We start from the raw sequence: 17,420 nt of genomic DNA, 5'->3' as shown, positions 1-17,420 counted from the left end.
CGCCGTGACCGGTCCGGCCCCGGCCCAGCAGCGGGCCGAGCAGCACCACGACGGGCCGGGGCCAGCAGCGTGGTTCCGCCGCCGAGGAGGAGCAGGACCGCCAGCAGCGGCGCGGCGGGACGGCGGTCCGCGGCGGCCCCGCCGATCCGGGCGCCCAGCGCGATCGCGGCGAGGGCGACCCCGATCGCCGCGGTGTAGGTCTCCAGGGTGTCACCGGAGTAGGGCGCCACCAGGCGGATGACCGTGACCTCCAGGACCAGCACGACCGCGGAGGAGCAGAACACCACCGCCGTGGCGAGTATCCGGTTCATGGCAGGCAGGGTAGTGGAGCCGGTGCCGCGGGGCGGCTCAGTCCACCAGGGCCTCGCCCAGCTCGGCGGCCAGCGTCCGCCGGACGTCCCGCGCGGCCTCGACCAGGGCCTCCAGGGTGACCTCGATGGCGGGGCGCCGCACGCTGGTGGCGCGGACGACCGCGTAGATCTTGCGCACGGGGGCGTTCGGGAGGCGGCGGTGCACCAGGCCGGGCGAGGCCGAGGCGAAGGAGAGCGCGGGGACCGCGGCGATGCCCAGGCCGCGGCCGACCAGGCTCAGGATGGTGCCGATGCCCTCGAACTCCCAGACCGCCCCCGGGGCGCCGCCGACGTCGCCGAGCAGCCGGTCGATGGCGGCGCGCGAGGGCTCCCCGGTGGGCGCGGTCACCCAGGACTCGTCGAGCAGGTCGGCCAGGTCCACCGGCACCGACGGGTCGGCCAGGCGGTGCCCCTCGGGCACTGCGAGCACGAGGGGGTCGCGCAGCAGCGGGTAGTGCCGCAGGGTGCCCGCCGCGCTGTCCGGGACCCGGCCCGACCAGTCGTCGACGAGAGAGATGTCGGCCTCGGCGGTGCGCACCTGGCGGGTGCCGCTGCCCTCGGTGGTCTGCCGCAGCACGAGCTGCATGCCCTCGTGGACGCGCAGGCTGCGCGCGAGCGAGGGGGCGAAGGCGACGGCCGCGGTGGGGAACGCGGTGACGGTGACCCGTCCGCGGGGCGCTCCGGTCTGCGCGGCCAGGACCGACTCCGCGGCCTCGACCATGGCCAGGATCTGCTCGGCGTGCCCCAGCAGCAGCCGTCCGGCGTCGGTGAGCTCCGCGCTGCGGGCGGTGCGGTCCAGCAGTTGCGTGCCGGTCTCGCGTTCCAGGGCCGCCAGTTGCTGGGACACCGCCGAGGGGGTGTAGCCGAGGGCGGCGGCGGTCGCCGCGATCGTGCCGCGGGCCGCGAATTCGTGGAGGATCTGGAGCCGTCGCAGATCGAGCATAAGTTCAGCTTACGCTGTCCATCGGAAAGAGTCGCTTGCTCTGATGGATGAGGAGCGGCAGGGTGGGAAGCGGGCAGCCGCCGCGGCCGAACCGGCCCAGTCCCTGCGATCGTCGATCCCTTGGAGTTGAGCCTCCGTGTCGATAACCGTTTCCGCGACCCTTGCCGTCAACGAGGCACTTGCTCTCCGCCGTCACCAAGGGCTTCCCGTGCTGCCGATGGGCTTCGGAGAGGCCGGGCTCCCGGTCCATCCGGTGATGCGCGACGCACTGTCGACGGGGGGTGACCAGAACGGCTACGGGCCGGTGGCGGGGCTGCGCGAACTGCGCGAGGCCGCCGCGGGCTACTGGCAGCGCCGGGACCTGCCCACCGACCCCGACCTGGTGGTCGCCGGCCCGGGCAGCAAGCCGCTGCTGTACGCGCTGCTGCTGGCCCTCGGCGGGGACATCGCCGTCGCCGCGCCGAGCTGGGTGAGCTACGCGGCCCAGACCCAGCTCGCCGGCAGCCGCCCGCTGTTCGTGCCCACCCCTCCGGCCCAGGGCGGCGTCCCCGACCCCGAGCTGCTGGTCCAGGCCGTCACCGAGGCCCGGGCGGCCGGGCGCGACGTGCGCGCCGTCATCACCACCTCCCCGGACAACCCCACCGGGACCGTGGCCTCGCGCGGCACCGTCCGCCGCCTGGCCCAGGTCGCCCGCGAACTCGACCTGGTCGTGATCTCCGACGAGATCTACCGCGACCTGGTGCACGCGCCGACCACGGTGGTGCACAGCCCTGCCGAGTTCGCGCCGGAGCGCACCGTCGTCACCACCGGGCTGAGCAAGAACCTCGCCCTGGGCGGCTGGCGGATCGGCGTGGTCCGGCTGCCGCACAGCGAACTGGGCCGTCGGCTCCGCGCCGACCTGCTGGGCATCGCCAGCGAGATCTGGTCCAGCCCGTCCGGGCCGGTCCAGCGGGCCGCCGCCTACGCGTTCGGCGAACCCCCCGAGATCGTCGAACTCGTCGACCGCAGCCGCCGACTGCACGGGATCGTGGCCCGCGCCGTCGCCGAGCGGTTCCGTGCCGCGGGGGTGACCGTCGTCGCCCCCCAGGCGGCCTTCTACCTCTACCCGGACTTCGAGGCGTGGCGGGAGCGGCTGGCCGCCGAGCACGGGGTGCACACCGGGCCGCAGCTCGCCCGGATGCTGCTGGAGCGCTACGGGATGGGGGCGCTCGCGGCGGCGGAGTTCGGGGAGAGCGCCGACGCGCTGCGGATGCGGGTGGCCACCAGCCTGCTGTACGGGGAGACCGAGGAGCAGCGCAGCGGTGCGCTGGAGGCCGACGACCCCACCGCGCTGCCGTGGATCCGCGCCCACCTGGACCGGCTCAGCGAGGTGCTCGACGACGTGTACCGGCCGGAGCGGGCCGTGCTGGGGGCTGCGGCGGGCTGAAAAGGGGTAGACCGTCGGTGTGTGGCGCGGGGAGGGCCGACCAGAGCGGAAGGGGACGGGTCCGCCCCGCGCCATACGGCTCAGCGTAACGCCACCCCCTCGCGGCCGGACCGGGCGGTCCACGGGCCGGAGCGCCCGACGAGACCGGCACTGGACGCGGTGACCTCGAGGTAGTGGCCGACCAGCAGTTCGTTGACGGCCCGCCAGGAGCGCCCCTGCACGCTCGGGCGGGCCGCGGCGGCCAGCCGCGAGCGCAGTCCGGGGTTGTGGACCAGGCGTCCGACGGCCGCCCGCAGCTCCCGCACCGACCGGGGGTCGTACAGCAGCCCGTTCTCGCCGTCGCGGACCAGGTCGAGCGGCCCTCCGGCGGCCGGGGCCACCACGGGCACCCCCGAGGCCAGCGCCTCCTGCACCGCCTGGCAGAAGGTCTCGTCGGCGCCGGTGTGCACGAACACGTCCAGGCTGGCGTAGATCCGCGACAGCCGAGCCCCGGTGAGCTGCCCGGTGAACACCGCCTCGGGCAGCCCGCGGCGCAGCCGCGCCCGCTCGGGACCGTCGCCGACCACCACCAGGCGCACTCCCCGCAACTGCCGCAGGTGGGAGAGGAGGGCGACGCGCTTGTCTCGGGCCAGGCGGCCCACGTAGCCGACGATCACCTGCCCCCGGGGGGCGATCCTGCGGCGCAGCTCCTCGTCGCGGTGGGCCGGGTTGAAGCGCTCCCCGTCCACGCCGCGCGGCCACCGGTGCAGCCGGGGAAACCCCCGCTCGGCGAGCATCCGCAGGGTCGGGGCGGAGGGGACCAGGGTGCGGTCCACCGCGGCGTGGATCCGGTGCAGCCAGGGCCAGAGGACGCGGTCGGCGGGGAGGCCGTAGCGCCGGGCGAATCCGGCCAGGTCGGTCTGGAAGACCGCGACCGTCGGCAGCGCCCACCGGCGGGCGGCCTCGACGGCGGCGTGCCCCAGCAGCACGGGCGAGGCCAGGTGCACCACGTCGGGGGAGAAGGCGCGCAGCGCCGCCGTCATCAGCCGCAGGGCGGGCAGGCCGACGGAGAAGGAGCGGTAGCCGGGGAGCGACACGCCGGGCAGGCGGAGCACGGGGAACCCGGCGTAGCGGACAGGACCCCGGCCGGGAGCGATGACCACCGCCTGGTGCCCGGTGGCGGCGAGGTGCTCGACGACCCGGCAGACCGAGTTGGTCACGCCGTTGACCTGGGGGAGGAACGACTCGGTGACGACGGCGACCCGCAGCGGTGCGGCACTGGTCGGGGCAAGGGCGGGCATCGGCTCCTCCTCACGGACGAGGGGCGGCCTTACCTCTTCGACGGTAGGCGGCGGGGGTGAACCGACACCGTGCCCGGGGGTGAACTCCCGGTGACAGGCGCGTGGACGATACGGCGCGCCGTCCGCGGGGGGCAGGAGGGCCGTCCGGGGAGGGCGCGGTACCGTGCCACGGGCGGCGCGCGCGGGGCGTGCCGGGCGAGAAGAGGAGGCAGGGATGACACTGGTCGAGTGGGCGCGACTGGTCTGCGCCGAACTCGGACTCCCCGAGGAGGTGGAGCGCGGGGACGTGGACCGCATCCTGGACCTGGCGCGCGACGCGGCGCACGCGGTGGCCCGACCGGCGGCGCCGCTCACCGCCTACCTGATGGGCATCGCGGTGGGCCGGGGGGCCGATCCGGAGGAGACGGCGCGGGTCCTGAGCCGGCTCGCTCAAACCTCCACGGAGGGAACAAATGAATAAAGAATTAATAAGTGATTAATGACACAATTGCGAGAAAGCAGACATTGGTTAATCACGGCGCTACAGTTGCCCAAACCAAAAACCCGACAGGATCACGGCATTTCCAGGAGCCCGGGTTCGGGCCGCGGGGGCCGCGAGTGCCGGAGAGAATAGACCCTGTGACCTGGTGGGGAGCTGTGGAGCGTGGAAGAACTCAACACAATTCTCTCTGAGATCAGCAGCGTCGTCTGGGGACCCTACGTCCTGATCCCGCTCCTGCTGGGAACGGGCATCTTCCTGACGATCCGGCTCGGCGGCCTGCAGTTCCGGGTCCTCGGGCACGCCCTGTGGCTGGCCCTGGTCCGCCGCAAGGAAAAGGGCGGCGAGGGCGACATCTCCCACTACCAGGCGCTCAGCACCGCGCTGGCCGCGACCGTGGGCGTCGGCAACATCGCCGGTGCGGCGCTGGCCATCGGCGTGGGCGGCCCCGGCGCGCTGTTCTGGATGTGGGTGACCGGCCTGCTCGGCATGGCCACCAAGTACAGCGAGGCGCTGCTGGGTGTGAAGTACCGCCGCAGGGACGCCAAGGGCGAGCAGAGCGGTGGCCCGATGTTCTACCTGCGCCACGGCGTCGGCGGCGGGTTCGGCCTGGTCCTCGGCTTCCTGTTCGCGCTGTTCGGCGCGGTCGCGGCGTTCGGCATCGGCAACATGACGCAGGCCAACACCGTGGCGGCCCAGTTGGAGAGCGTCTGGTCGGTGCCCACCTGGGCCACCGGGGGCGCGATGGTCCTCGTCGTGGGCGCGGTCGTGCTGGGCGGGATCAAGAGCATCGGCCGGTTCGCCGCCGGTGTCGTGCCGATCATGATCGTCGCCTACGTGCTCATCTCGGTGGTCGTGCTCGTCGTGCACGTCACGGAGCTCCCCGCGGCGCTGGCCCTGATCTTCCGGGACGCCTTCACCGGCGAGGCGGCCACGGGCGGCCTGCTCGGCTCGGCGCTGCTGTTCGCCATCCAGCAGGGCGTGGCGCGCGGCATCTTCTCCAACGAGTCCGGCCTGGGCACCGGCGGCATCGCCGCGGCCGCCGCCAAGACCAACCAGCCGGTCCGCCAGGCCATGGTGTCCATGACCCAGACCTTCATCGACACCATCATCGTGGTGACCATGACCTGCCTGGTCATCATCGTCACCGGGGTGTGGAACGAGGCCGGGCGCGAGGACGGCTCGCTGATGACCTCGCTGGGCATGTCCGAGGGGCTGGGGCGGATCTCCCCGGTGCTGGAGCCGCTCGGCCAGTACACCGTGGCGATCGCGGTGGTGTTCTTCGCCTTCACCACGCTGGTCGGCTGGTGCTACTACGGCGAGCGCTGCATGGAGTACCTGGTCGGGCGGGTCGCCGTGGTGCCGTTCCGCATCCTGTTCACCCTGGTGGTCTTCGTCGGCGCGACCACCGAGCTCAGCACGGTCTGGACGTTCAGCGACATCGCCAACGGCCTGATGGCGCTGCCCAACCTGCTCGGCCTGCTGCTGCTGTCGCCGATCGTGGTCGCCGAGACCAAGCGGTACTTCGCCAACCCCAACTGGCGCGACCCCGACTTCGTGGACGCGTCGGGACCCGGTGCGGCGGACTCCGGCGTGTCGGGACCGCCCGAGGTCACGCCCAAGGGGTGAGTTGACGGCCCGGCCCGGGCGGGAGCCTCCCGCCCGGGCCGTACTGTGTCTTCGTCGTGCTCCGCGCGACTCCTCAGGGGGCGCCGGCGGAGTTGTCCGACGCGGGTCAGCGGGGCTGCGGGGCCTGCTTCCCCCACCAGGCGTGGAAGTGGTGCACCGGCCCCTTGCCCTTGCCGATCGACAGCTCGTCGGCGTGGCGCAGCGCCTCGGTGAGGTAGTCCTTGGCCTCGCGCACCGCCTGGGACCAGGAGGGGCGCTGCGGGCGCAGGGCGGCGATCGCCGAGGAGAGGGTGCAGCCGGTGCCGTGCGTGTTGGTGGTGTCGATCCGCTCGGCGGTCAGCGTCTCCGCCTCGCCGTCGGCCGACAGCAGCAGGTCGGTGCTGGTCGGTCCGGTCAGGTGGCCGCCCTTGAGCAGCACCCGGCGCGGGCCGAGCGCCAGCAGCCGTTCGGCCTGGCCGCGCATGTCCGCAGGGTCGGTGGCCTCGGCCTCGCCCAGCAGGTCGGCGGCCTCCGGCAGGTTGGGGGTGATCAGGTCGGCGCGCGGCAGCAGTTCGGTGCGCAGCGCCTCCACCGCCTCGGCGGCCAGCAGGCGGTCGCCGCTCTTGGCGACCATCACCGGGTCGAGGACCACGTTGGGCAGCTGGTAGGCGTCGATGGCGGCGGCCACTACCTCGATGACTTCGGTGTTGGAGAGCATGCCGATCTTGACGGCGTCCACCCGCACGTCGGTCAGCAGGGTGTCCAGCTGGCTGCGTACGAACGCCGCCGGGACGTCGTGCACCTCGCTGACCCCGGTGGTGGTCTGCGCGACCAGCGCGGTCACCACGGTCGTGCCGTAGCCGCCGAGCGCCGAGAAGGCCTTCAGATCGGCCTGGATGCCCGCCCCGCCGCTGGGATCGGTGCCCGCGATGGACAGGATGGTGGGAATCATGGGGACGTCCCTCCGCTAGTACGACCTAGATCAGGTTCGGCGGGTGTCATCTCAGCCGGCGAGGGGGCCGGCACCCCGCGTCCACTGCGAAGGCTAGCAACACGGCGCCGCCCCCCCTGCCCGGAGCGGGCAGGGGGGGCGGCGCGGCGGTGCGGGGACGGGTCAGCCGACGACCTCGTCGTTCTCCTGGGGTCGGCGGGCGGGAGCGGCGGGGGCGGGGGCCTCCTGGGCCGCCGCGCGGGCCTTCAGCCGGTGCTCGACCAGCATGATGCCGATGACGGCGGCCGCACCGACCACGGCCAGCACCACGCACAGCACGAGGTTGCCCTGGTCGGGGGCAAGCAGGGTGCGGTCCTCGTCCTGCCAGGGCCACAGGGAGCGCAGCGATCCGGCCATCAGCCCGGTCATCACCACCAGGGTGAGGTGGTGGAAGCGGTCCAGCAGCCACTGGAGCAGTTTGACGAACAGGGCCAGGCCGATGGTCGCGCCCAGGGCGAAGGTGGCGATGTAGCCGAGGTCGCGGTCGTTGAGCGCGTTCATCGTCACGGTGTACAGGCCGAGGGTGAGCAGGATGAACGAGCCGGAGATGCCGGGCAGCACCAGCGCGCAGATCGCGACGGAGGCCGCGACCATGACGACGAGGGGAGTGGGTTCCACCTGGGTGGGCGGCAGGCCGGTGAGCAGGAACGAGGCCACGGCCATCACGAGGGCGAGCAGGTAGTCGCCGATCCGCCAGCGCCGCCCCGAGCCGCTGTAGGGCACCCACAGGGAGGCCAGCACCAGGCCGAAGAACAGGGCGTAGGACTCCGACGGGTGGCTCTCGACCAGGGGGGCGATGATCCGGGCGGCGGTGAGCACGGCCAGCACCATGCCCGCCAGCACGACCAGGACGACTCCCCAGTCGGCGCGGCCGAACTCCTCGCGGGCGCGGGCCGGCCCCCTGCCCCGGACGAGGTCGGTGACGAGCATCCTGGTGCCGCTGACCACGTGGCCCGCGGAGTTGATGAGGGTCTCGTAGACGCCGGTGATCAGCGCGACGGTGCCGCCGCTGATACCGGGGACGACTTCGGCGGTTCCGATGAGGCAGCCGCGCACGCCGTTGAGCAGATGGGTGCCGATTGACTTCGCCATGTCCTACTTCTCGTCGTGGAAAAGGGAGGCGGTCCCGCCCCGTCTGAGCGGAACGGGACGGGAGGCCGGTGCCTGGAGGAAAACACAAGGAACTGCCTGGCGCGGTGTGCTCGCGCGGCGGGCCGGGAACGCCCGGCAGGCAGGCACCCAGTGTAGAGGCAGCGGATCGGGCCTGGCGACAGGAACGGCGGTCCGCTCAGCGGCTGGGCGCGGGAGCGGGCTCGCCGCGGGCCACGCGGGAGGCCCAGCGGTAGTCCTGCTTGCCGACGGCGGTCCGCCTGACCTCGTCCACCACGCGGATGGTGCGCGGCACCTTGAACCCGGCCAGGTGGGCGCGGCAGTGGGCGCGCAGCTCCGCCTTGCTGGGCTGCCGGTCGCCGCTCAGCGCGATCACGGCGCTGACCCGCTGGCCGAGCCGTTCGTCGGGGGCGGCGACCACGATGGCGTCGGCGACGTCCGGGTGCGCCTTGAGGACCTCCTCGACCTCCTCGGGGTAGACCTTCTCCCCGCCGGTGTTGATCACCGTGGAGCCCCGGCCCAGCAGCTCGACCGATCCGTCGGCGGCGACCGTCCCGTAGTCCCCGGAGATCGCCCAGCGGCGGCCCTGCTCGTCCACGGGGAAGGTCTGCGCGGTCTTCACCGGGTCGTTGTAGTAGCCCAGGGGGATGCGGCCGGTGCGGGCGATACGGCCGATCTGGTCGGAGCCGGGCGGTATCGGCCGCAGCCGCTCGTCGAGCACGGCCACGCTGGCTCCCATGGCGAAGCGCCGCGGGCCCCTGCCGGCGCGGGAGGTGGCCGAGCCGCACACGCCGGTCTCGCTGCCGCCGTAGCTGTCGTTGATGGTGATGCCGGGTTTCCAGGCCCGCCACAACTGGCGCGCCGTGGGGGTGAGCGGGGTGCCGCCGGAGCTGACGGTGGTCAGGGCCTGACATCGGCCCGGGCTGCGCAGCAGCTCCTGGGCGAGAGGGCGGGCCATGGCGTCGCCGACGCACTGCACGGTCTGCACGCCCTCGCGGTCGGCGAGGTCCACGATGCGGATGGGGGAGAAGACCCGGTCGGTGTTGAGGACCACGGTGCAGCCGCGGAACAGCATGCTCAGCGCGTTCCACTGGCCCGCGGCGTGCATCACCGGCCCCAGCACCAGCATGCGTGAGGGGGTGGTGCGCGCGGCCCGCTCGGCGACGGCCGCGGCGTCGGCGGCGCGCGGGGTGCCGGGGCGGCGCAGTTCCAGGGCCACGCGGAAGATGTCCTCCTGGCGCCACATGACGCCCTTGGGGTAGCCGGTGGTGCCGCCGGTGTAGAGCAGGTACAGGTCGTCGCCGCTGGTTGCGGGCAGCGGCGTGGCGGAGCGTGCGGCGGCGGCCAGCGCGGCCTCGTAGTCGACGCCCTCGGGGCGGTCGGGGGCGTCGTCGTCGATGAGCACCACGTGGCGCAGCAGCGGCAGGTCGCCGCGGATGCGCTCCACGGTGGCGGCCAGGGAGCGCTCGGCGACGAGGGCGACCGCGTCGGCGTCGTCGAGCAGGTAGCGCAGTTCTCCGGCGACGTAGCGGTAGTTGACGTTGATCGGGACGGCTCCGGCGCGCCAGGCCCCGAACGCGGTCTCCAGCCACTCGGCGCGGTTGAAGGACAGGACGGCCACGTGCTCGCCGGGCCGGATGCCCGCGTCGAGCAGGTGGCGGGCGACCAGGGTGGCGCGGGCGTCGAGCTCGGCGTAGGTGAGGCGGCGCTCTCCGGCGACAACGGCGAGACGCTGGGGGACCGCCGCGGCGACGGCGGTCAGCAGGCCGGACAGGGAGAGGTCCGTGCCACGGGGGGAGTCGGTCATCATCCCCATAACTCGCATTTCGGTCATTTTTCGCCCTTGTCGCTGTTGTGCCCGCCAGCAGGTGTGAGGACCGATCTTGCAGATATGACCTGGATCACATTCCTTTGGGGTGGGTTATTGGAAAAGGACAAATGGGCTGCTCAAATCCGTGGTGTGCGGACCACGGAGCGCGCACGGGCGCCGCACGGCGCACACAAAGGGCGAATCGCGGCCGAACGTGTGCCGAAGTTCACGGTCATCCAGCGTTAATGCTGCGGAAATGATCGGTGTGGAGTTCCTCACGGACGTCCATGAGGGCGAAACCGAGCAGGTTCAGTCCGCGCCACTGCGCCACGGTCGCGGCCCGCTCGTCGTCGGCGGCCAGGCCGATGCCCCAGATCCGGTCGACCGGGCTGGCCTCGACCAGCACGCGGTCCCCGGTGCCCGCAAGGAAGGCGCCGAGGTCCGGGTTCTGGGTGAACTTGGCCCGGTTGCCGCGCACGACGACGGCGTAGCGGTGCTCCGCCCACACCTCCTCGGCGAAGCCGCGCACCCGGCGGCCCAACTCCTTGGCGGCTCGGGGGTGGGGCGCCTCCAGCACCCTGCGCCGGGTCGCCTCGTCGCCGAACAGGCGGGCCTTCTCCGCCATCATGTAGTGCTCGGCGGTGGGGTAGACCTCCCCCGCCACGGTGAAGGGGGCCTCCCACCACTGGCTCAGGCAGCCCTTCCCGACCCCGCCGCCGCGCGGCGGCTGGTGCCCCCAGAAGAACAGGAACCGCAGAGGCTCCCCCTCCTCCTGCGCCCGGGCGAGTGCGGCGACGTCACGAGCAGGCATACGGGTCCCTCCCTCTCCCGACTCGGCGGCGCACGGCTCCGCCGACGGCGTCCCCCGATCGTCGACGGGGAGGCGTCACCGTTCGGCGACGTGGGTATCCCGAACAGACAACGATCAACGGAGATCGGATGGTCCCATGAGCGCACGTCCACTGGAACCCGTCGAGGCCGGCGGTGCGGCCTCCGCCCTGTCCGCCGACCGCCACATCGCCCTGGCCGAGCAGCACTCGGCGCACAACTACCGTCCGCTGCCCGTGGTGATCGCCGAGGGCGAGGGCGCCTGGGTGACCGACGTCGCGGGACGCCGCTACCTGGACTGCCTGGCCGGGTACTCGGCGGTGAACTTCGGCCACCGCCACCCCGCCCTGCTCGCCGCGGCCCACGCCCAACTGGAGCGGATCACGCTGACCAGCCGCGCCTTCCACCACGACCGGTTCGCGCCGTTCGTCACCGCGCTCGCCGAACTCGTCGGAAAGGACCGCGTCCTTCCGGTCAACACCGGGGCCGAGGCGGTGGAGACCGGCATCAAGATCGCCCGCAAGTGGGGCTACGAGGTCAAGGGCGTGCCCGAGGGGCGGGCCGTCATCGTGGTGGCGGCGGGCAACTTCCACGGGCGCACCACCACGATCGTCTCCTTCTCCACCGACCCCGAGGCCCGCAGCGGCTTCGGCCCGCCCACCCCCGGCTTCCGCGTCGTCCCCTACGGCGACGCCGCGGCGCTGGCCGACGCGATCGACGACGACACGGTCGCGGTGCTGCTGGAGCCGGTGCAGGGCGAGGCGGGCGTGATCGTGCCGCCGCCCAACTACCTGCCGCGGGTCCGCGACCTGTGCACCCGCAACAACGTGCTGTTCGTCGCCGACGAGGTGCAGTCCGGACTGGGCCGCACCGGCACCGTGCGGGCCTGCGAGCACAGCGGCGTGGACGCCGACGTGTACCTGTTCGGCAAGGCGCTGGGCGGCGGCGTCCTGCCGGTGGCGGCGGCGGTCGCCGACGCCGAGGTGATCGACGTGATCCGCCCCGGCCAGCACGGCAGCACCTTCGGCGGCAACGCCCTGGCCTGCGCCGTCGGCACGGCCGTGGTCGGCCTGCTGCGCGACGGCCGCTGCCTGGAGCACGTGCGCGCGCTCGCCCCGGTGCTGCGCTCCCGCGTCGAGCAGCTCGTCGGCCGCGGGGCGCTCGCCGCGCGCAGCATCGGCCTGTGGGCGGGAATCGACGTCGACCCCGCCCTGGCCACCGGGCGCGAACTGTGCGAACGGCTGCTGGAGCGGGGCGTGCTGGCCAAGGACACGCACGGGTCCACCATCCGGCTCTCGCCGCCGCTGGTCGTCACCGAGGAGGAGCTGGACTGGGCGCTGGACCAGGTCGCCGGGGTGCTGGCGGAGCTGCGCGCCCGGCGCTGAGCGCGCTCAGCCCGCCTCGGCCGCCAGCGTCTCCACGGTGGCCCCCGCCACCACGTCGAAGGTCGCGTAGAGGGGACGCCCCGGGCCGCGCTCGATCTGTTCGACGACCAGCTCGCCCACGGCCCGGTGCCCGTCGGCGTCGGGGTGGAAGGTGCTGCGGTCCACGGTCACCCCGGCGGCGATGTTGCGCAGCAGCACCCCGTTGACCCAGGGCTCCTCCGCGCCGATCTCGTGGCCGTCCAGCGCGTGGTAGACGTCCACGAACTCCACGCTGCCCACCGAGCGGGAGGAGGCGATCTCCGTGTCGTGCGCCGCCACCGCCTCCGCGAGCTGCTCGTTGAACTCCTGGATGGTCTCGTTCAGCCACCGCTGGTTGCTGGCGGTCAGCGTGTAGTAGGAGCCGACCGGCTCCTCGGGGAAGATCCGGGGGTAGCCCACCACCAGGATGCGGGCGTCGGGAGCGCGCTCGCGCACCGCGCCGACCAGCTCCTCGAAGGTCGTCTCGAACTTCTGCATCCGCTTGCGGATGTCCTCCTCCTGGGCGGTGCACGTCCCGCTGTCCAGCAGCGGGACCCGCACCATGCAGGTCTTGAGGACGCTGGAGAAGCCCAGGTCGTTGCCGCCGATGCCGATGGTGACCAGCGAGGTGTGCGGCGCGTTCCAGTCCAGTTGGGAGCCGACCTCGTCGATCGCGTCCAGCATGGCGTGGCCCCGCTGGCCGCTGCACGCCCGGAAGGACAGCTTCCCGGCGAAGTCGTAGGAGTCGGCGACCAGTTCGGGATAGGCGTTGGCCGAGCGCCAGCAGCCGCCCTGCACCGCGGTGTCGGGATAGTAGTCGTACGCGCCGTCGCCGGAGGAGTAGGAGTCGCCCAGCGCGTAGTAGTTGCCCCAGGTCGCGGCCTGCACGGGGGACAGCAGCAGGAGCTCGCCGTCCTCGGCGGGCCTGCCCCGGGAGTCGACCGGGACCCCCAGGCACCAGTCCCGGGTGGCCTCGCACCACAGCCGCCAGGCAGCCTGGCGGCCGTCGGGCACCGCGACCAGGGTCACCAGGGCCGCGGCCAGGAGGAGCGCGGGGACGCCCAGGAGCAGCCGCCGTACCGTGAACACCGACGCGCGTTCTCCGTTGCCCAAGTACCTCTCCCGTGGACCGTCGGCCTGCAACCCGAACCAAAGAGTACCCGTGGCACAGCGGTCGTTTCCGGGACGGAACGGGAGGTCCCGCCGGGTTTCCGGTCCGGGCAGGCCGCCCGGGTCAGCGCGGCGGCGGCACCGGGGAGCGCAGCGTGAAGGCGGGGACGCCGGGGGCCCTCGGCGCGCAGCCGCGCCAGGCGGGCGCGGGCCTCCTCCGGATCGGGCAGGACGGGGTCGCGGGTCCACCACAGGGCGCGCTCCGAGACCGGGACCAGGCCGGTGCGCGCCCGCCAGGCGCGCACCTCGGTGCCGCTGTCCAGCACGGCCGCGCGCAGGGCGGCGTAGGAGGTCCACAGGCCCACCAGCAGCACCGCGCCGTCGCCGTCGGGCACGGGCGGCGCGGCGGCCACGAACCCCGCGCGGTCGGCGGCCCGGCGCGCCAGCGCCTCGGCCAGCTCCCGGACCGCCGAGAGGGGGCCATTCGGCGCGGAAATGGACTGCGCGGACGCGAGCAGCGGAACCGCGGGGGCAGAACGGGAAACGTCGGCGGCGGCGCGGTTCTCCGCGCCGTCCGTGGGATCGCACAGCAGGGGAAAGGACATGGGGGCTCCTCCGGGCAGCGGGAAAAAGGGGCCGTCCAGCTCTGGAACCGGGGCCGCTTGCATGCCAATATGGACTCGGGAAGCGGGAATCGGTAGTGCCAATGGAGTGGGAAATGGACTCTTCTGTGGGCGCCCACGACCTGGCGTCCAGACTGGGCGGCTGGTCCGGCGGGGAAGGCCCGCTCTACCGGAAACTGGCCACCGCACTGGAACGGGCCGTGGCGGACGGCACCCTCGCCCCGGGCGAGCGGCTGCCCTCCGAACGCGCCCTGGCCACGGCGCTGGCGGTCAGCCGCACCACCGTGGTCGCCGCCTACGACGCCCTGCGCGGCACCGGGCTGCTGGACAGCAGGCAGGGCAGCGGCACCCGCGTCAGCGACCGCGTCCGTCCCGCCGTCCCCAGGCGCCTGCGCGACAGCGCCGGCCTCTCGCTGTACCAGCGCCTCCTCGACGGCCCCGGCGACCTCATCTCCCTGGCCTGCGTCACCACCGAGGCGATCCCCCCGGTGGCCGACATCATCCGCGAGACCGCCGAGCGCCACCTCGCCGACCTGCTCACCGAGAGCAGCTACCACCCGCGTGGCCTGCCCGAGCTGCGCGAGGCCGTCGCCGACCACTACACCGGCCTGGGCCTGCCCACCAGCCCTGACCAGATCGTCGTCACCACCGGGGTCCAGCAGGCCGTCGCCTTCGTCTGCGACCTCTACCTCTACCGGGGCTCGACCGCGCTCATCGAGTCGCCCAGCTTCGCGGGCTGCCTGGACCTGCTGCGCGCCGCAGGAGCCGACCTGCTCACCGTGCCCGTGGACGAGGAGGGCGCCGACGTCGAACGGATGCGCCGGAGGATGCGGGAGCGCAGGCCCGACCTGGTCTACCTCATGCCCAGCTACCAGAACCCCACGGGCGTGCTCATGTCGGCCGCGCGCCGCCGCCAGATCGCCGAACTCGTCGCCGAGTACGGCGTGCCCCTCTTCGAGGACGGCGCCTACACGGGGCTGCGCGTCCCGCACGAACCGCCGCCGATCGCCGCGTTCGCCCCGCCCGGCACGGAGGTCATCACCGCCGCCTCGGTCGGCAAGATCGCCTGGGCCGGGCTGCGCATCGGCTGGCTGCGCGCCTCCGCCGCCACCGCCGAACGCATCAGCCGCCGCAAGGCCGTCACCGATCTGGGCAGCCCGCTGCTGGACCAGGCCATCGCGGCACGCCTGGTGCGCCGGTGGCCGCAGATCTCCGCGGCCCGCTCGGAGCTGCTGGCCGAGCGCATGGCCCTCCTGGAGGAAGGGCTGCGCGCCCGGCTGCCCGAGTGGCGCTGGCGCCGCCCCGACGGCGGGGCGGCGCTGTGGGTGCAGCTTCCCGACGGCACCGACGCACGGGTCTTCGCGCAGGTGGCGCTCCGCCACGGGGTGGAGGTGGTGCCCGGCTCGGTGATGGCCCCGTGCGGCGACCACGACTCCTTCTTCCGGCTCACCTTCAGCCATTCCGCCGAGACGCTCACCGAGCTCGTGGACCGCCTCGCCCGCGCCTGGCAGGACCTGCGCCGCCACGGCCCGGTGGAGGACTACGCGCCCCGGGTGGTGGTCTGATTCCGGGCGGTCCGCTCGGTTCGCGGGTGTTTTTCCCGTACGGTGCTGTGCCGCACCGTGTTAGATGTGGGGCAGAACACTCCTCACCCGGGGGAGCGCTGCGGCCGCACCCGGTGCTCCCCGTGTCGACGAAGGGGTCGCACCATGACGCACACGCCACCGCCGGTCCTGTGGAGTCCCGACGAGGCGCGCCGCGAACGCGCCAACCTCACCGCGTTCACGCGCTGGGTCCGCGAGCACCGCGGCGTCGCCGTCCCCGACTACGACGCGCTGTGGCGGTGGTCGGTCACCGACCTCGACGGCTTCTGGTCCGCGATCTGGGAGTACTACGGGGTGCGCGCGGCCACCCCCTACACCGCCGTCCTCGCCGACGACGCGATGCCCGGGGCCGTCTGGTTCCCCGGCGCGACGCTCAACTACGCCGAGCACGTCTTCCGCGACCGCGACGAGACCGCCGTCGCCGTCCGCCACGCCTCCGAACTGCGCCCGTTGGCCGAGTGGACCTGGGGCGAGCTGCGGCGGCGCACCGCGGCGATCGCCGCCGCCCTGCGCGGACTGGGCGTGGGCCCCGGCGACCGGGTCGTGGCCTACCTGCCCAACGTCGTCGAGGCGGTGGCGGCCTTCTACGCCTGCGCCGCCATCGGCGCGACCTGGTCGTCCTGCTCGCCCGACTTCGGGGTGCGCAGCGTCCTCGACCGCTTCGCGCAGATCGAGCCCAAGGTGCTGCTGGCCGTGGACGGCTACCGCTACAACGGCAGGGACTTCGACCGCCGCGACGTGCTCAAGGCGCTGCGCGACGGCCTGCCCACCCTGGAGCACACCGTCGTCCTGCCCTACCTGGGCGGCGAACCGGTCGCCGACACCCTGTCCTGGGACGAGTTCGAGGCCGCCGGTCGGGGCGCGGAACTGGAGTTCACCCCGGTGCCCTTCGACCACCCGCTGTGGGTGCTGTACTCCTCGGGCACCACCGGTCTGCCCAAGGCCATCGTGCACGGCCACGGCGGCATCCTGCTGGAACAGCTCAAGAACCTGCACCTGCACCTGGACGCCCAGGCCGACGACCGGGTGTTCTGGTTCACCACCACCGGCTGGATGATGTGGAACTTCCTGGTCAGCGTGCTGCTGACGGACGCCTCCATCGTCCTGTACGACGGCAGCCCCGCCCACCCCGACCTGGGGGTGCTGTGGGACCTGGCCGAACGCGCCGGCATCACCGTCTTCGGCACCAGCGCCGGATACCTGTCGACCTGTATGAAGGCCGACGTCCGTCCGAGGACGGGCCGGGACCTGTCGGCGCTGCACGCGATCGGCTCCACCGGCTCCCCGCTGTCGCCGGAGGGCTTCGCCTGGTGCTACCGGGAGTTCGGCCCCGACCTGTGGCTCTTCTCCACCAGCGGCGGCACCGACGTGTGCAGTTGCCTGGTCGGCGGCGTGCCCACGCTGCCCGTCCACCAGGGCGAGATCCAGGCCCGCTCCCTGGGCATGGCCGTGGCCTCCTGGGACCCCGACGGCAACGAGCTCGTCGGCGAGGTCGGCGAGCTGGTGGTGACCCGCCCCGCTCCGTCCATGCCGCTCTACTTCTGGGGCGACGCCGACGGCTCCCGGCTGCGCGACAGCTACTTCTCCATGTACCCGGGCGTGTGGCGGCACGGCGACTGGATCGAGATCACCGAGCGCGGCACCGCGATCATCTACGGCCGCTCCGACTCCACCATCAACCGGGGCGGGGTGCGCATGGGAACCAGCGAGATCTACCGGTCGGTGCTGGCCCTGGAGGAGGTGCTGGACGCCCTCGTCGTCGACGTGCCGCAGTCCGACGGCGGCTCCCGCATCGAGCTGTTCGTGGTGCTGCGCGAGGACGTGGCGCTCGACGACGACCTGCGGGCGCGGATCGC

At 73.2% G+C, this 17,420-nt stretch carries 15 protein-coding genes and 1 riboswitch; of the genes, 6 read left to right on the top strand and 9 right to left on the bottom strand.

Annotated elements, in window-relative coordinates:
• Nucleotides 1-311: fused MFS/spermidine synthase (locus tag AC529_RS16200; RefSeq protein WP_232306778.1), on the bottom strand; the 311-nt coding region annotated here is incomplete at its 3' end.
• Between the two features lie 37 nt (nucleotides 312-348).
• Entirely contained in the window at nucleotides 349-1,293 is a 945-nt protein-coding gene (locus AC529_RS16195; protein WP_068758218.1) for a LysR family transcriptional regulator, read from the bottom strand.
• 136 nt (nucleotides 1,294-1,429) lie between these two features.
• Here AC529_RS16195 and AC529_RS16190 point away from each other — a divergent pair, with 136 nt between their 5' ends.
• Nucleotides 1,430-2,719 carry a pyridoxal phosphate-dependent aminotransferase gene (locus tag AC529_RS16190; protein ID WP_068758217.1) on the top strand — a complete coding sequence of 430 codons (1,290 nt, stop codon included), beginning with the start codon at nucleotides 1,430-1,432 and terminating at the stop codon, nucleotides 2,717-2,719.
• An 80-nt stretch (nucleotides 2,720-2,799) separates the two neighbouring features.
• Here AC529_RS16190 and AC529_RS16185 read toward each other — a convergent pair whose 3' ends face one another.
• Nucleotides 2,800-3,999: a glycosyltransferase family 4 protein gene (locus AC529_RS16185; RefSeq protein WP_068758216.1), complete on the bottom strand. Its 1,200-nt coding sequence runs from the start codon at nucleotides 3,997-3,999 to the stop codon at nucleotides 2,800-2,802.
• Between the two features lie 214 nt (nucleotides 4,000-4,213).
• Between AC529_RS16185 and AC529_RS16180 the strand changes: the two genes are divergently transcribed.
• A complete protein-coding gene (locus AC529_RS16180; protein WP_068758215.1) occupies nucleotides 4,214-4,459 on the top strand; it encodes a DUF6457 domain-containing protein in 246 nt (81 codons plus the stop codon).
• Between the two features lie 183 nt (nucleotides 4,460-4,642).
• Nucleotides 4,643-6,106, top strand: coding sequence for an alanine/glycine:cation symporter family protein (locus tag AC529_RS16175; protein ID WP_068758213.1), 1,464 nt, complete (start codon nucleotides 4,643-4,645; stop codon nucleotides 6,104-6,106).
• 106 nt (nucleotides 6,107-6,212) lie between these two features.
• On the opposite strand, the gene thiD is transcribed toward AC529_RS16175, so the two are convergent.
• The 4 genes from thiD to AC529_RS16155 all read right to left on the bottom strand — a co-directional run bounded on the left by thiD (nucleotide 6,213) and on the right by AC529_RS16155 (nucleotide 10,807).
• The gene (gene thiD / locus AC529_RS16170; RefSeq protein WP_068758211.1) at nucleotides 6,213-7,037 is read right to left on the bottom strand and encodes a bifunctional hydroxymethylpyrimidine kinase/phosphomethylpyrimidine kinase; all 825 of its coding nucleotides are present in this window, start codon (nucleotides 7,035-7,037) and stop codon (nucleotides 6,213-6,215) included.
• Nucleotides 7,028-7,125, bottom strand: a riboswitch (TPP riboswitch). It overlaps the preceding gene by 10 nt.
• A gap of 74 nt (nucleotides 7,126-7,199) precedes the next feature.
• Nucleotides 7,200-8,168, bottom strand: coding sequence for a DUF368 domain-containing protein (locus tag AC529_RS16165; protein WP_068758209.1), 969 nt, complete (start codon nucleotides 8,166-8,168; stop codon nucleotides 7,200-7,202).
• Nucleotides 8,169-8,364: 196 nt separating this feature from the next.
• Nucleotides 8,365-10,011, bottom strand: a complete 1,647-nt coding sequence (locus tag AC529_RS16160; RefSeq protein ID WP_394326450.1) for an acyl-CoA synthetase — start codon at nucleotides 10,009-10,011, stop codon at nucleotides 8,365-8,367.
• A gap of 217 nt (nucleotides 10,012-10,228) precedes the next feature.
• Nucleotides 10,229-10,807 carry an NADAR family protein gene (locus AC529_RS16155; RefSeq protein ID WP_068758207.1) on the bottom strand — a complete coding sequence of 193 codons (579 nt, stop codon included), beginning with the start codon at nucleotides 10,805-10,807 and terminating at the stop codon, nucleotides 10,229-10,231.
• Between the two features lie 136 nt (nucleotides 10,808-10,943).
• Between AC529_RS16155 and rocD the strand changes: the two genes are divergently transcribed.
• Nucleotides 10,944-12,209 carry an ornithine--oxo-acid transaminase gene (gene rocD, locus AC529_RS16150; RefSeq protein ID WP_068758205.1) on the top strand — a complete coding sequence of 422 codons (1,266 nt, stop codon included), beginning with the start codon at nucleotides 10,944-10,946 and terminating at the stop codon, nucleotides 12,207-12,209.
• Nucleotides 12,210-12,215: 6 nt separating this feature from the next.
• Here the strand turns inward: rocD and AC529_RS16145 are convergent, their stop codons facing one another.
• Both AC529_RS16145 and AC529_RS16140 read right to left on the bottom strand, forming a co-directional pair.
• On the bottom strand, nucleotides 12,216-13,316 hold the full coding sequence (locus tag AC529_RS16145) for an SGNH/GDSL hydrolase family protein (RefSeq protein ID WP_232306777.1): 1,101 nt from the start codon (nucleotides 13,314-13,316) through the stop codon (nucleotides 12,216-12,218).
• Nucleotides 13,253-13,942, bottom strand: coding sequence for a DUF3291 domain-containing protein (locus AC529_RS16140; RefSeq protein ID WP_068758203.1), 690 nt, complete (start codon nucleotides 13,940-13,942; stop codon nucleotides 13,253-13,255). The genes AC529_RS16145 and AC529_RS16140 overlap by 64 nt, the downstream gene beginning before the upstream one ends.
• Nucleotides 13,943-14,055: 113 nt before the next feature.
• Between AC529_RS16140 and AC529_RS16135 the strand changes: the two genes are divergently transcribed.
• Both AC529_RS16135 and AC529_RS16130 read left to right on the top strand, forming a co-directional pair.
• On the top strand, nucleotides 14,056-15,525 hold the full coding sequence (locus AC529_RS16135; RefSeq protein ID WP_157080232.1) for an aminotransferase-like domain-containing protein: 1,470 nt from the start codon (nucleotides 14,056-14,058) through the stop codon (nucleotides 15,523-15,525).
• Between the two features lie 144 nt (nucleotides 15,526-15,669).
• Nucleotides 15,670-17,420, top strand: a 1,751-nt coding sequence (locus AC529_RS16130) for an acetoacetate--CoA ligase (protein ID WP_068758200.1), incomplete at its 3' end; no start/stop codon positions are given.

The sequence above is a fragment of the Thermobifida cellulosilytica TB100 genome (genome assembly GCF_001517975.1).
Taxonomy (GTDB): Bacteria; Actinomycetota; Actinomycetes; order Streptosporangiales; family Streptosporangiaceae; genus Thermobifida; species Thermobifida cellulosilytica.
The sequence above is the reverse complement of the archived record's forward strand: the minus strand, read 5'-3'. Positions and strand labels throughout refer to the sequence as shown.